We start from the raw sequence: 13,823 nt of genomic DNA on the forward strand, positions 1-13,823 counted from the left end.
AGCCGAGTACGGCGACCCTGCTCATGAACTGGCCGGGTGATGGCCGTGGGCGGAGTGGTGCTCGTGGTGGTGCGGCGGGTGTGAGGAGCCGTGTTCCGCGGGTCCGGTGGGGTCGGGCCGCAGCCCGGCCAGGGTGACCGTGACGAGCCGGTGGACCGCGGCCTTGGACGGCAGGCCACCGGCCGCGGTCAGGGCGTGCAGGCAGTAGCCGGCGAGCTCGTCGGGTGCGATGTCGTCCCGGACCCTGCCGGTTGGTACGGCCTCGGCCAGCAGGTCGCTGACCATGCCGTGGAGTCGCCGCTGGGCCTCGGTGACCTGCTGGTCGCGGTGCAGGAACGCCGCGAGGTCGCCGTCGTGGTGCCTGCGGGACTCGTGGGAGACGAGGGCGAACGCCCGCAGCACGGCCTCGAGCCGCTCACTGGCGCCCTCGGTCCGGTCCCGGACTTCGGCGAGGTGGTCGAGGTGGTGGCCGATCTGGCGCTCGTGCCAGGCGAGCAGGATCGACTCGACGTCCGGAAAGTACTTGTACAGCGTCGCGCGGCCGATCCCGGAGTCCTTGGCGATCCGCGACATCGTCACCGATGTCAGCCCGTGTTCGGCGACCAGTGCCGCGGTGGTCTGAAGGACCGCGTCGCGTACGGCGGCGCGGTGCGCGTCGATCGTCTCGGTCCACAGCTTGGGCACGGCCCAAGCATACGGTCCGGCAAAGCTGTGACACTCTGGATTGGAAGTGACAATGTGTCTCGATAAAGCTGGAGTCGTCACAGAGGCCCGGACGATCACGCTCGACGGGAGGGACGACCATGGCCGACCCGACTCGCCCCCCGGGTATCGGGGCTATGTCACCCGGCCGCCGTGGGACATCGGCCGTCCCCAGCCGGCGTTCCTGGCCCTCGCCGAGGACGGTGCTCTGCGGGGCCGAGTCCTGGACGCCGGCTGCGGCACCGGCGAGCACGCCCTCATGGCGGCCGAGCTCGGCCTCGACGCCACCGGCGTGGACCTGGCCGCGAACGCCCTGCGCACGGCCGAGGACAAGGCGCGCACCCGAGGCCGTGCGGTGCGCTTCCTGCGGCACGACGCCCGACAACTGGCCGAGCTCGGCGAGGTGTTCGACACCGTGCTCGGCTGCGGGCTCTTCCACCTCTTCGACGGCGACGACCGCGTCGCCTACGTCGAATCCCTGCGGTCGGTCGTGCCGCCGGGCGGCCGCTGCTTCATGCCCGGCTTCAGCGACCGGCAGCAGGGCGAGTGGGGGCGCGTGCACAAGCTGACCCGGGCCGAGATCGAAGCAGCCTTCGCCGACGGATGGCACGTCGACTCGATCGAACCCTCCATCATCGACATCACCACCGACCCGGACGGCGTCCGGGCGTGGCTGGTGGCTCTCACCCGCATCTGAAGGAACTCCATGCCGATCGCCGAAGCCCGTGTCGAGACCGAGCGCCCCAGCCGCTACCTCGTCCAGCTCTGCAAGCACTTCTCCGACAAAGGGCCGCCACCTCGGCCACCGCCCGCACGCCCACCAGGGCGGTGACGCGCAGGCGCTGCGCGACATGTGGACCGTGGCGGAGCAGGCGCAGGTCGAATGGTCCGACACGGAGGGGGAAGTCGGCCTGCCCTGGGGCCGGATCACTCTGGGAACCGCCGCGGGCGTCCTGACGTTGCGTGTCGAAGCCGCCGACGAGGAGGATCTGAGGCGCCTTCAGGGCCTTGTCGCCGGGCATGTCGAGAGGTTCGGCCGACGCGAGGGGCTGGGTGTGAGCTGGCGGCGAACCGAGGCTGCTGCGGGTTCCGCTGAGGTCGTCGGTACGGTCGAGGTGTCCGGCGGGGGAGTCGTGCCGCGCCGCAAGTACCGCAGGGCGGCAGCGCTGGCGGCCGTCATCGCGCTGGTACTCGCCGTACACCTGGGGCTCGGCGGGATGCTTTTGGCGAACTGGCGGTGGACGGGCTGGGCCGTCGGCGGCGTCCTGGCGGTCGTCCTGGTGAAGATCGCCGTCCTGGGCGGGTTCGCCTTCGGCCGCAATCGCGCCTCGAAGAACCGCTGAAAGTGCCGAACAGAAGCGGATGGAAGCCGAGGAAGAGGCTGTCTCCGCCTTGGTCCCCGCAGCCCTAGGCCGGACGGACCAACGAGAGCCAGTCTTGAAAATCACTTCCACTAAGGGTTACGGTCACGCCGGGTGCACATCACGTTCTCGAGAAGGGGGGACGGATGGAGATCGACCACGTAGTCCTGGCCGCCCGGAGCAAAGCCGACGCCGAGCAGGTGCTCAGCCAGACCGGACTGGGCATCGCCCGTGGGCGAACCATCCCCGGCCTGGGGCTGTCCAACCTCGTCGTACCGCTGGGGCAGGGCCTGCTGGAGATCCACTACCCGAACGGCGAACCTCCCGCACCCGGCGGCCCGCCGCTGCTCGAGCTCGACAGGAAAGCTCTTGCCGCGCACCCCTCGGAGCCCCTGGTCCCGATGGCCTGGCTGGTGCTGATCGAGGATGCCTCCCGCCTGCGCGACCTCGCCGCAGCCAATGACGCGCCGGTGAGTGAGGCACCCTCGGAAGGCCCCGGCTTCCCGCCGTACACGCTCGCCGGCTTCCCCGCGACCATCGGCCGCCCCTGGCTGCCCTCGCTCATCCACTGGCCGGAGGGCCTCCCCGCCCTCAGCGCCCCACACCGACGCCAGCCCCGTGGCGTCACCCGCATCGACGTGGCCGGCCCGGCCGGCGACATTCAACGCTGGTGCGGCGGACAGCCCCGCGTCCTGCACACCGTGCCGGGCACCGCTGGCCCGCTGCGGGTCGAGATCGGCTTCCTCGACGGGGCCACCATCACGCTGGGCATCACCGACTCATGACGTTCTGCCCTCCAGGCAGTTCGCTGCGGTTCACTTGCGCCCTCGCAAGGCGCGAGCTGTAGTCCCCGGTGCCGGTGCCGGTGCCGGTGCCGGTGCCGGTGCCGGTGCCGGTGGCGGTGATCGGGGGCGGCGTCCGCGTCCGGCAGCCAGTTCCCTGCCCGCTGTTCGCCTTGGCGTAGAGGAGTCGGGACTGGACCGGGCGTAGTACGGCTGGGGGCGCGCCGATCAGTGCCCGGCGCTCATCTTGACGGCGAGGCGCTTGGTGGACGTCTTGCCGCCGTCCTCCGATTCGTAGACCCCGGTCTGGGTGGCGGCCAGGACGTGCTTGGCCCCGACGGCAGTGAGCGCCTGGGGCTGACCGCCTGGCACTGCGGCCAGATGCTTCCATGTGGTCCCGCCGTCCGTGCTGCGGTGCAATGCGCCATCGGTGTCGATGCCGTACAGCGCATCCTTCGCCGGCCAGGAGAGGAAGGCCATCACCGGCTGCTCGCCCCCGGCGAAGGTCTTGCCGCCGTCGGTGCTGCGGGCGATTCCCTCGCTGGTGGTGGCCAGGAGGAGGCCGGGGTCCTCAGGGCTGACCGCGATGTCGAGTGCCTGGAGCTTCGCCCCGTCCTTCCAGGTCCTGCCGTCCTGGCTGGTGCGGAGCAGGCCGCTGGTGGAGTCGTATCCGTAGACGGTGCCGTGGGCGTATTCGAGGGCGTGGAAGTCGGACTCTCCGGAGAGCGACAGCGACGTCCACGTCTTGCCGGCGTCCCTACTCTTGATCAGTCCCTTGTTGCCCGGGCCGGCCGCGCCGGTGCTGGGGTGGCCGCTGGCGTAGAACGTCTTGGCACCGGCCACGGTGAAGCCCATGAAGTCGTCCTTGCTGTCGCCGACCAGGGCGGGGTTGCCCTTGGCGCCGGGGGTGTAGATGCCCTCGTGTGTCGCGACGTACAGGCGCTGGTCGGCAGGGTCCAGGCCGAGTCCGTGGATGTGGCTCACGGTGACGCCGGATCCGGGAGCAGATGCGGAGGCGTCCGTGCTGGCGTCGCCGCCGGCGCAGGCGGTCAGGGTGAGGGTGAGTGCGGCGGCGGTGGCTGCCGCGGCGGCAAGGCGCGGGTTCATGGGTCCTCGGAGGGAGTTGTGCGGGCGCTCAGGGGCGGCGACCGGGCGCGTGGCGGAAAGGAGGGGGCGACCGCCCGGGCCTGCGGTGTGGGCCCGGGCGGTGCGAGACGCGGACCGACCGTGCGGCGCGTCGACGGGGCTCAGAGCCGGTCGAGGATGCTCTGGAGTTGCTCGACCTCGGCGGACTGGCCCTTGATGATGTCGCCGGCCATCTTCTTGGCGTCGGCGTTCTTGCCGTTCTTCTGCTCGTCCTTGGCCATGGTGATCGCGCCGTTGTGGTGCTCGATCATCATCTCGGCGAACGCCTTGTCGAACTCGGTGCCCTTCATGGCCTTGAGCTCGTCCATGTCCGCCTCGGACATCATGCCGTCGCCGCTGCCGTGGCCCCCGTGGTCCATCCCGGGCATGGACTCCGCCGCGGTCGGCTGCTTCCAGGACTCCAGCCAGCCCTTCATGGTCTTGATCTCGGGGTCCTGGGCCTTCTCGATCTTGGTGGCGAGGTCCTTGATCTCCGCGTCGGAGGCGCGGCCGTCGGCCAGCTTCGCCATGTCCAGGGCCTGCTCGTGGTGGGGGATCATCATCTGCGCGAAGCTGACGTCCGCGTCGTTGAAGTCCCCGGACTTACCGGCATCCCCGGCCTGGTCGGTCGCCGTCGCGGATGCCGAGCTGCTGTCGCTGCCGTGGTCCATGCCGCTCATGTCGTCGCCGCCGCAGGCGGCGAGGAACAGGGCGCCGGCGGTGACGAGGCCCACGGCGGTGAGGCGGCGGGCGGGCTTGCGGCGCAGGGCGCGCGTGAAGGCAGTCATGGTGGATGTCACCTCGTATGTCGGTTCTGTTGCTGTTCTGCTGGCTGCTTGGGCGTACGCGAAGTCGCGGGATCGCGCGTGTGCGCGCCCGCGAGTGCGGTTCGGCCTACAGCCGCAGGACCGACAACTGGGTGAGATCGGGTCTGCGCGGCGGGGGATTGGGCCGCAGTACGGCGGCGACCTGGGCGAGCAGCCGCGCCAGCCACTCCTGGTGGCGGGCGAGCGCGGACTTCAGGAGCGTGGCGAGCACCCAAGCGCCGAAGAGGACCGCCAGGCACAGCGACAGCATGTCCATTGCCATGCCGGGCTCGTGTGTGGACGACGAGTCCGACGGATCCGCCGCATGGCCGGCCGTCTCCGTGCCTGTGACGGCGGGAGCGCTCATGGGGTCGTGGACCGCGGCAGCCGCGTCCATCGGCGCAGAGTGGGAGGCGGTGCTCATGGCGGAGCCGGAGGAGTGGTCGGGATGCCCCAGGGTGTGCATGGCGAAGACGCCGAACGCGAGCACGACGACGAGCAGCAGGTGCCCGAGGGCGCCTCCCGCGCGTACGTACCGGCTCGCCTGCATTTTGAAGTCCCGTCCCTGGCCCTTGCTGATCTGCCCCTCCGACACTACCCAACGCGCGCGGAGACTGCCGTCGAGCCACAGCCATCCGCTCATCCGCGTCGGTCCGGCTCGTCCCAAAGCGGCGATCACGGAGCCCGGTGGCCGACGGGCCGACTGCTGGGGTGTGTACCGGGGCCGCCGCTGCAGCGGCCGCCCCGACTGACGGAGAGGCGGTCGTTCACGTCGCAGGCGGCCAGGGCCACCGCGGAGGTGGCTGTGGCCGTGACGGCGGGCGCGCGGCGGATCAGGCAATGCGAGGGTGGAAGGCATCGCGCGGGCCTGCCCTCCTGAGGGTGCTGCAGGAGCCTTCGGCTGGGGCCCGTCAGTTCAGTGGCCTGGCTCGGCGTGTGCGCCGTGGTCGCCGAGCTGGGCCTCGAACCAGCTGTGCAGGGCGTCGACCAGCGCGGAATCATCTGCGGTGTACGTCAAGGTGGCCCCGTCCGCCCGTTCCTCGTACCGCACCTCGAAACGGTCATAGCCCTCTTGTAGTTCGGCGAGGCCGGGCATGTCCGCGCCGTGGATCCGGGCCGGGTCTGAGAAGTCCCCACGGCTGAACGCCTGGGCTTCCTTTCGCAGGTGCGCGCGTATCAGGTCCACCTGCTCGGCGTCGCCGCGCTGGTCGGCCACGACGTCCTGGGTTCCGCCCGTCGCTGTGGGGGTGAAGCGGTGCGTGGTCTGTTCGAGATCGAAGGGCATGACGCTCTGCCCTCGCTGGGCCACCACCTTCTGCCGATCTGTCTGCCGGTCGCCCGGATCCTGCTGCGATCCGCCGAACGCCAGGGCCGCAGCCACCGCCGCGCCGGTGACGGCCACGGCCGCAGCCGCCCCCAGGGCCCGGCGTTTAACGTTCCTCATCCAGTGCCTCCTTCATGACGTCGAGGGCGTGCAGTACGCCCTCCCGTTCGTGGGCCGGGATCGATTCAAGGAGTCGGGAGAAGCGCTCCCGTCGTGCTTCTGCCAGGTTCTGGGCGGCTCGCCGGCCTGAGGGGGTGAGGCGCAGAACGACGCCCCGTCCGTCGTCCGGTGCGGGGACGCGTTCGATCCAGCCGCGGGTGGACAGTTGTCGGACCAGTCGGCTCACGGTGCTCTTCTCCAGCCGCAGCCGCCGGGTCAGTTCGACCTGCCGCAGTTCGCCTTCCTCGGCCAGCTCGCCCAGGGCGTGTGCCTCGGAGACGGAGATCGGCTGGCCGCAGGGTGTGGTTTCCGGCTGGTGCAGTCCGAAGGCGCGGATGAAACTCCCTAGGGCCTTCTGGAGAACGATCGGGTCATCAGCCCTGCGATCCCTCGACATGGTTCGACCATACAACCAAGAGGTTCGAACGTACAACCACTTGCCTAGGGGGCGGCGCCCACTGCAACGGGTAAACCACGGGATGGACCGTGCTGATCGGCAGTTCAGCCGTCGGCGGTGGCCGCATGGACCGCGTGAGTGGAGCCCGTCGAGCGTGCGGAGGTGGGTCCCGGCGACGCACTCATCGTTCCCGCCACGATGACCTGCGGATGGCTGCCGTACGGCCGGGCCGGCGTACGGCACCCCAGCCGTACGACGAGACACCCATCGTGCGACCGGAAGTGGCTCGGCAGGGTCATGCCCCTGGACACGGCGGCGCTGCCCCGGCGGGCAGCGCCGCGGGCTTCTGCTCAGTCCTCGCCGACCACGGTCAGGTCGTCACCCAGGGCGGCGGCGATCTGGGCGGCCCGGGAGTGGTCGTCCAGGCGGCGCGTCAGGTAGGCGCAGGCGTGGCGGTGGCGGAGCGACCACCAGGCTGCGGAGCCGCCGATGCCGCCTTTGGCGATCTTTCCCTTGTCGCGGACGAAGCCCAGCGTCCAGGTGATGCGGGTGCCGAAGACCTCGTCGTAGTCGGTGACTTGGGAGGTGAGGAGTTCGGTGTGCAGCTGCGGTCCCAGCAGTTGGCGTACGGGCCCGTCCTCGCAGGTGAGGTGGGAGAAGAACTGGGCCATCGCGGTGGCAGTCGTGTGCAGGTTGACCGCGCCGAACACCGACTGCCGCACGGCCCGGGAGTTCATCCGCGCCGTGTCCAGGGCGCCGTCGGGAATCCGCAGCCACGGTGCGGCGTGCAGCTGCTGCGGCCAGTCGGGGTTCGCGTACTCGAGGTCGGCGACGCGGTCGAGTGCGTGGTCCGGTACGCCGAAGAAGGCGTCGAGATCGAGTGCGGGCCGTACGACGTCGTTGAACATCGCCCCCAAGGTGGTTCCGGCCGCTGCGCGCAGGATGCCGTCGACCAGGTGGCCGTAGGTCAGCGCGTGCTCTCCGAGCGACGTTCCGGGAACGTACTCCGGTGCCGCCTGCGCCAGGCTGTCCCGCAGCCCGGCGTCGTCCAGCAGGTCGAGACCCGCGGCCTCTGCCGGGAAGCGGGGCTGGCCCGCCCGGTGGGTGAGCACCTGACGCAGGGTGGTCCGCTCTTTGCCCCGGACCCCGTATGCCTTCCACTGCGTGGCGATCGGCTTGTCCAGCGTCAGCGCGCCCTCGCGCACTGCCACCAGGGCTGCGATCGTGACGAACGCCTTCGACAGGGAGTACGGCATGACCAGGATGTCGCTGCGCCACGGACGGCTCCGTGCGGCATCGGCCCACCCCGCGTTCAGCCGGACGACTTCCCGGCCGTCGCGCCAGACCGACAGGCCCGCCCCCGTCTCCAGCCCGTCGTCCACCAGCCGCTGGAAGACCTCACGTACGGCGTCGTACCCGTCCGCGGCGAAACCTTCGATGTTCTCCCCGTCCACCTCGTGGGTGACGTGCTCCGTCCCGCTGGGTAACTCGGACATCTCGCCCACCTTTCGACCTCCCTCGGGTACGTGAGGTGCCCGGTCTGCCGGCCGGGCACTTCTCGTCAACGGTGTTGCGCGGTCATCTGAGGTTCCTCACCCGGGGTCCCGGCTACTTGAAGGACCGCAGGCGCAGGCTGTTGGTCACGACGAAGACCGAGGAGAACGCCATCGCGGCTCCGGCGATCATCGGGTTGAGCATGCCGGCGGCGGCGAGCGGCAGGGCGGCGACGTTGTAGCCGAAGGCCCAGAAGAGGTTGCTTTTGATGGTGGCCAGCGTCTTGCGGGACAGGCGGATCGCGTCGGCCGCCACCCGCAGGTCCCCGCGGACGAGGGTCAGATCGCCCGCCTCGATCGCCGCGTCCGTGCCGGTGCCCATGGCCAGGCCCAGATCGGCGGTGGCCAGGGCGGCCGCGTCGTTGACACCGTCGCCGACCATCGCGACCGTACGGCCTTCAACCTGCAGCCGCTTGACCACGTCCACCTTGTCCTGGGGCAGCACCTCGGCGATCACCTCGTCGATGCCGACCGCCCGCGCCACCGACTCGGCGACGAGCTGGTTGTCGCCGGTCAGCAGGACCGGCTTCAGACCCAGCCGCCGCAGCTCGGCGACCGCTTCGGCGCTGGTGTCCTTGACCGCGTCGGCGACGGTGAGAACACCGCGTGCCTCGCCGTCCCAGGCGACAGCCACCGCCGTACGCCCCTCGGCCTCCGCCGCGGCCTTGGCCTCGGCCAGCTCGCGGGGCAACTCGATCACCCACTCACCGAGGAGCTTCTCACGGCCGACGAGCACCGCGTGGCCATCGACCACGCCCTGCACGCCGAGTCCGGCGACGTTCTCGAAGTTCTCCGGGACAGGGAGCGTCTCCACCCGCTCGATCGCACCAGCTGCGATGGCCTGGGCGATCGGGTGCTCGGAGGCGTGCTCCAACGCGCCCGCCAGACGCAGCAGTTCCGCCTCGTCGACCCTCGGCGCGGTGAAGACGTCCTGCAGCTGCATCCGGCCCGTGGTCACGGTCCCCGTCTTGTCCAGGACGACGGTGTCCACGCGGCGGGTGGACTCCAGGACCTCCGGGCCCTTGATGAGGATGCCGAGCTGGGCGCCGCGTCCGGTGCCGACCATCAGCGCGGTCGGGGTGGCAAGTCCCAGCGCGCACGGGCAGGCGATGATCAGTACAGCGACGGCGGCGGTGAAGGCGGCGGTCGCGTCGCCGGTGACGCCGAGCCAGCCGCCGAGGGTGGCCGCGGCGATCAGCAGGACCACGGGGACGAAGACGCCGGAGATCCGGTCGGCGAGGCGCTGCACCTCGGCCTTGCCGTTCTGCGCGTCCTCCACCAGCCTCGCCATCCGCGCGAGCTGGGTGTCCGAGCCGACCCGGGTCGCCTCGACGACCAGCCGTCCGCCGGCGTTCACGGTGGCGCCGGTGACGGCGTCGCCGACGGTCACGTCCACCGGCACCGACTCGCCGGTCAGCATGGAGGCGTCCACGGCGGAGCTGCCTTCGACGACGGTGCCGTCGGTGGCGACCTTCTCCCCAGGCCGTACGACGAAGCGGTCACCGACCGCCAACTGCCCGACCGGGATGCGTACTTCTTTGCCGCCGCGCAGCACGGAGACGTCCTTGGCGCCGAGCTCCAGCAGCGCCCGCAGAGCCGCGCCCGACTTCCGCTTGGCGCGTGCCTCCAGGTAGCGCCCGGCGAGGATGAACGTGGTCACGCCGGCCGCGGCCTCCAGGTAGATGGAGGAGGAGCCGTCCGAGCGGGAGATGGTGAACTCGAAGCCGTGCCGCATGCCCGGCATCCCGGCGTGCCCGAAGAACAGTGCCCACAGTGACCAGCCGAGCGCGGCGAGCGTGCCGAGGGACACCAGCGTGTCCATGGTCGCGGCCCCATGCCGGGCGTTGGTCCAGGCGGCCCTGTGGAAGGGGAAGGCGCCCCAGACCACGACCGGAGCGGCCAGCGTCAGCGACAGCCACTGCCAGTTGTCGAACTGCAGGGCCGGGACCATCGCCATCAGCACGACCGGGACCGAGAGCGCCACCGACACGAACAGACGCTGCCGCAGGGAGACCAACTCCCCGTGCGCGGCGGGCGAAGCCGCCTTGGCTTCGCCTTCGTCACCGGCCGGGGGAGCGGGAGGCGGCGGCTCCTCGGCCGTATAGCCGGTCTTCTCCACCGTGGCGATGAGGTCGGCGACCTCGATCCCGTCCGGATAGAAGATCTTCGCCTTCTCGGTGGCGAAGTTGACGGTCGCCGTGACGCCGTCCATGCGGTTGAGCTTCTTCTCGATGCGGGCCGCGCACGAGGCGCAGGTCATGCCGCCGATGGAAAGCTCGACCTCGGCGGCGGGCGCGGAAGCCCGGCCGGGAACCGCCCTCTGCGGATCCGTTCCGGTTGTCTCGGGAGCCGTGCTGGTCATGGGGATTCTCCTGGGGTGGGCCGGGACGTACGGCGTCCGTATCAGCGGAGCGATACGTCCCGGCGGAGAGGACATCGCGTGCCTGGGGCTGGGCCCCGGGGCGGGCTCAGGCGGTGCCGACGAGCTCGTAGCCCGCCTCGTCGACGGCGGCGCGCACGGCCTCCTCGTCGAGCGGGGCCGCGGAGGCGACGGTCACCTCGCCGGTCTTGGCGACGGCCGTGACCGCGCTCACGCCGTCCAGCGCGGATATCTCCTGCGAGACCGCGCCCTCGCAGTGGCCGCAGGTCATGCCGGACACCTTGTAGACGGTGGTGACGCCCGCGCCCTGGGCGTCGGATGCCGCACCGGAGTTGCAGGAGCCGTCGGTGGAGCAGCAGGAGCCGGAGGTCTTCTGGTCGGTCATGACTTCTTCCTCAGGTGTCGATGCGTAGGCGTTCCGGGAGAGGCTCGATCCCCGCCCCTCTCACGTGAGTCAACAATATACCCCCCAGGGGTATTCCTGTCGTGTGGTGCTGCCCACACGGGTGGGCATGCAGGCATGAGCCTCGCTGTGATCCGCGCGGTTCAGCGGTTCAGGCGTGCCAACTGAGGGGGGCGGTCATGCGGACCGGCGGGCGTCAATGGGTTTCGCGCACGACGATGAGGCCGCCGTGCTGCCGTCTGTCGCTGCGGAGAGGGGCCTGGATGGGGGAGGGGTTGGTGGCGGTCGGTGAAGGGGGCCGTCCTGCCCTGGTGAACTGGTGAGCGCGGCAGGGGTGCCGTGGGCGGGCCAGGGCTGTCCTGGGTGTCCTGACCGTCACATGGTCATCATCAGCAGCATGGCGGACATGGTTCCGCCCATGCCGATGTGGGCGGCGAGCGCCGCCTCCGGCGCGGCGCCGATCCGGCGGCGTCGGCCACCGTGGCGACCCCGCTCCGCGGTGCGGGTCCTGTCCCACGCGGAGAGCGTCAGTGACGCCAGGTACACGACGACCGTGTCCGGCATGGTGAGCAGCCAGCGGGCCCAGTTGCGGCGCCGGCCGCTCTCGCGGCCATCGGCGAGGCTGTTCCGCTTCGCCCCGCGGACGCGCTGCCACACGGACGCGGCGATCGACAGCAGGAAGTAGACGGCGAGCGCGGCGATCACCCAGCGCCAGATCGCGGACGACGAGGTGTCGGCCCCGGCGGTGGCGGCATGGGCACTGCCCGGCATGCTCATCCCCGGCATGGACTCCACGCCGCCCGTGTGCCCCATGCCGGCCGCGTGCTGCGTTCCGGCGGTGTGCTGCGTGTCTGCCGCGTGTTCCATGCCTTCTGCGTGGTCCATCCCCGGCATTCCGGCCATGGCGTGCCCGTGGCCGAGGGCGAGTACCGGACCGGAGGACGTGCTCGTCATCGCCAGCGTCATGATCACCATGCCCACGCTGCCGACAATGAGGTGCACCCAGTGGCGGCCGTATGTCCAGCCGCGCTCGCGCGTGTGCCTGGTGGCCAGCACGACGGCGCCGAGCCCCAGGAGGGCGAATGCCGCAGCCCACCACATGCCGTACTCCGCGTACCAGGCCACCGTCGCGGGCAGGGCCATCGCAGCCATGGACAGGCCCATCAGCAGGTCACCGCCCGCCGCGAACCGAGCCTCGCCGCTGGTGGTCATCACGCTGACCGCGCTGACGGCGGCGACGAGGGCGGCGACCGCCGCAATGGACCAGCTCAGAGCCAGAGTTCCCATCTCCACCCTTCCCGTTCGCCCCCCCCCGCGTCACTGCAAGGTCTTCAACTGCTAGGACCCTTAGTACGTATCGGGGCGGGAGAGTGCTCACGGGTCCCGCGGAGTTTCGCGCCGGGACCTTCTCGCTCGCGCGACCCGTGCGGCCGCATCTCACGACTACTGGCTTATGAGCGCCAAAGCCGCCTGCCGAGCCCGATGGCGGGCGCGCCGGAGAGCAAGCCGTCGTTGTCCTGGAGGAGGCCGGCGGAGGGTGTGCGTAGTCGCCCGCCGTCGGGGCGGCTAGGGCAAGGCGTAATCCCGGCCTGCAGCCCGGTCTGCTGCGCACGTTGGCCCTACGGGAGCCGTGCGCAGGGGAGCCGTGAGGCTGGCTGCCCTTCCCAGCCTCACGGCTCAGGGGCGTGTGGCCGCGAAGTACGGCATGTAACTGAGGGGGGTGATCTCGATGTTCTTGCCGGTGCGCGGCGCGTGGATGGCCTTGCCGTCGCCTATGTAGATGCCGTTGTGCTGGCTGCTGTTGTACCAGTAGATGATGTCGCCGGGCTGCAGGTCCGACTTCGCGACCTTGCGTCCCGCGGAGTACTGCTCCTGGACGGTGCGCGGCAGCGAGACGCCGGCCGCGCGCCAGGCCGCGCCGGTCAGCCCGGAGCAGTCGTAGGAGTCCGGCCCGGTCGAGCCCCACCCGTACGGCTTGCCGAGCTGGGCGTAGGCGAACTCGATGGCGGTACGGGCGCGCCCGCTGGCGGGGCCGTTGTACGTGGCCGCGCTGTCGCTGGTGCCGGCGGCCTTGTCGGCGGCGGCCTCCTTGGCCTCCAGCTGGGCGCGCTGGTCCACGGTGAGGCTGTTGAGGAGCTTTCGGGCCTCGCGGAGTTTGCCCTGGATCTCCTCTTTCTTGTCGCTGAGCCGCTTGCTGGCCTTCTCGGCCTCGCTCAGTTTCCTGGCTGCCTCGGTGCGGGTCTGGGCGAGTTCGCGCTGCTTAGCCTGCAGGCTGCTCAGCATGGAGACCTGGCGTGAGCTCAGGCGGTCGGCCCTCTCCGCTTTGTCGAGATAGTCGTCCGGGTCGGAGGAGAGGAACAGCTGCACGCTGGGGTCCAGGCCGCCGTTGCGGTACTGGGCGGCGGCCATCGGGCCCATCTGGTCGCGCAGTTCGTTGATCTCCTGCTGCTGCCGGGCTACTTGCTCCTGGGCGCGCTTGGCTTCCTTCTGGAGCTTGGCCTTCTTCTCGAGGGTGGTGTTGTACTCCTCGGTCGGAGCCTCCGCCTCCTCGTAGAGTTCCGCGACCTGCTGGCGCACCTCGTCGATGGATGGTTTCGGCGCGGCCTGGCTCTGGGTCGGCAGGAGGGAGACGGTCCCCGCCGTTGCGGCCAGGACGGCGAGCCGGGAGCGGCTCGGCGGCTTCGGTCGGCGGTGGGTTCCCATCCTGCGACAGCTCCTCTGTTCACCTGCGGCGGGCGGCGGGAGCCGTCCTCGGTCGGTGCCGTGGCGTCGATCAAGTTCGCGAGCAACTTAGTAGCTTCGTAGTTCGCATCGCAATCTTGTCCGAAAAA

Annotated in this window: 15 protein-coding genes; 4 read left to right on the forward strand and 11 right to left on the reverse strand. The window is 70.6% G+C overall.

Annotated features, from left to right (window positions below):
• Positions 1 to 21: 21 nt before the first annotated feature.
• Positions 22 to 684, reverse strand: coding sequence for a TetR/AcrR family transcriptional regulator (locus ACWD26_RS12465; protein ID WP_451269012.1), 663 nt, complete (start codon positions 682 to 684; stop codon positions 22 to 24).
• Between the two features lie 52 nt (positions 685 to 736).
• Between ACWD26_RS12465 and ACWD26_RS12470 the strand changes: the two genes are divergently transcribed.
• The 4 genes from ACWD26_RS12470 (at position 737) to ACWD26_RS12485 (ending at position 2,848) form a co-directional block, all read left to right on the forward strand.
• Positions 737 to 1,399 (forward strand): class I SAM-dependent methyltransferase, encoded by a 663-nt coding sequence (locus ACWD26_RS12470; RefSeq protein WP_451269014.1) that lies wholly within the window; start codon positions 737 to 739, stop codon positions 1,397 to 1,399.
• Positions 1,400 to 1,408: 9 nt separating this feature from the next.
• Complete coding sequence (locus ACWD26_RS12475) at positions 1,409 to 1,534, forward strand: DUF2218 domain-containing protein (protein ID WP_451269016.1); 126 nt, start codon at positions 1,409 to 1,411, stop codon at positions 1,532 to 1,534.
• A gap of 19 nt (positions 1,535 to 1,553) precedes the next feature.
• Entirely contained in the window at positions 1,554 to 2,045 is a 492-nt protein-coding gene (locus tag ACWD26_RS12480) for a DUF2218 domain-containing protein (RefSeq protein ID WP_451269018.1), read from the forward strand.
• A 164-nt stretch (positions 2,046 to 2,209) separates the two neighbouring features.
• The gene (locus ACWD26_RS12485; protein WP_451269020.1) at positions 2,210 to 2,848 is read left to right on the forward strand and encodes a VOC family protein; all 639 of its coding nucleotides are present in this window, start codon (positions 2,210 to 2,212) and stop codon (positions 2,846 to 2,848) included.
• A gap of 225 nt (positions 2,849 to 3,073) precedes the next feature.
• Here the strand turns inward: ACWD26_RS12485 and ACWD26_RS12490 are convergent, their stop codons facing one another.
• From ACWD26_RS12490 to ACWD26_RS12535, 10 genes are all read right to left on the reverse strand, one after another.
• Positions 3,074 to 3,952, reverse strand: coding sequence for a F510_1955 family glycosylhydrolase (locus ACWD26_RS12490; RefSeq protein ID WP_451269022.1), 879 nt, complete (start codon positions 3,950 to 3,952; stop codon positions 3,074 to 3,076).
• Between the two features lie 140 nt (positions 3,953 to 4,092).
• Positions 4,093 to 4,758, reverse strand: coding sequence for a DUF305 domain-containing protein (locus ACWD26_RS12495; RefSeq protein ID WP_451269024.1), 666 nt, complete (start codon positions 4,756 to 4,758; stop codon positions 4,093 to 4,095).
• 106 nt (positions 4,759 to 4,864) lie between these two features.
• Positions 4,865 to 5,419: a DUF6153 family protein gene (locus tag ACWD26_RS12500; RefSeq protein ID WP_451269026.1), complete on the reverse strand. Its 555-nt coding sequence runs from the start codon at positions 5,417 to 5,419 to the stop codon at positions 4,865 to 4,867.
• A gap of 273 nt (positions 5,420 to 5,692) precedes the next feature.
• The gene (locus ACWD26_RS12505) at positions 5,693 to 6,220 is read right to left on the reverse strand and encodes an aspartate carbamoyltransferase (RefSeq protein ID WP_451269028.1); all 528 of its coding nucleotides are present in this window, start codon (positions 6,218 to 6,220) and stop codon (positions 5,693 to 5,695) included.
• Positions 6,207 to 6,656, reverse strand: coding sequence for a MarR family winged helix-turn-helix transcriptional regulator (locus tag ACWD26_RS12510; protein ID WP_451269030.1), 450 nt, complete (start codon positions 6,654 to 6,656; stop codon positions 6,207 to 6,209). The genes ACWD26_RS12505 and ACWD26_RS12510 overlap by 14 nt, the downstream gene beginning before the upstream one ends.
• 350 nt (positions 6,657 to 7,006) lie before the next feature.
• Complete coding sequence (locus ACWD26_RS12515; RefSeq protein ID WP_451269032.1) at positions 7,007 to 8,152, reverse strand: serine hydrolase domain-containing protein; 1,146 nt, start codon at positions 8,150 to 8,152, stop codon at positions 7,007 to 7,009.
• A gap of 112 nt (positions 8,153 to 8,264) precedes the next feature.
• A complete protein-coding gene (locus ACWD26_RS12520) occupies positions 8,265 to 10,571 on the reverse strand; it encodes a heavy metal translocating P-type ATPase (RefSeq protein WP_451269034.1) in 2,307 nt (768 codons plus the stop codon).
• A 106-nt stretch (positions 10,572 to 10,677) separates the two neighbouring features.
• Complete coding sequence (locus tag ACWD26_RS12525; protein ID WP_451269036.1) at positions 10,678 to 10,974, reverse strand: heavy-metal-associated domain-containing protein; 297 nt, start codon at positions 10,972 to 10,974, stop codon at positions 10,678 to 10,680.
• A 393-nt stretch (positions 10,975 to 11,367) separates the two neighbouring features.
• Entirely contained in the window at positions 11,368 to 12,279 is a 912-nt protein-coding gene (locus ACWD26_RS12530) for a DUF5134 domain-containing protein (protein WP_451269038.1), read from the reverse strand.
• Between the two features lie 390 nt (positions 12,280 to 12,669).
• Positions 12,670 to 13,695: an NlpC/P60 family protein gene (locus ACWD26_RS12535; protein ID WP_451269040.1), complete on the reverse strand. Its 1,026-nt coding sequence runs from the start codon at positions 13,693 to 13,695 to the stop codon at positions 12,670 to 12,672.
• Positions 13,696 to 13,823: the final 128 nt, after the last annotated feature.

Source organism: Streptomyces sp. NPDC002787 (assembly GCF_053592095.1).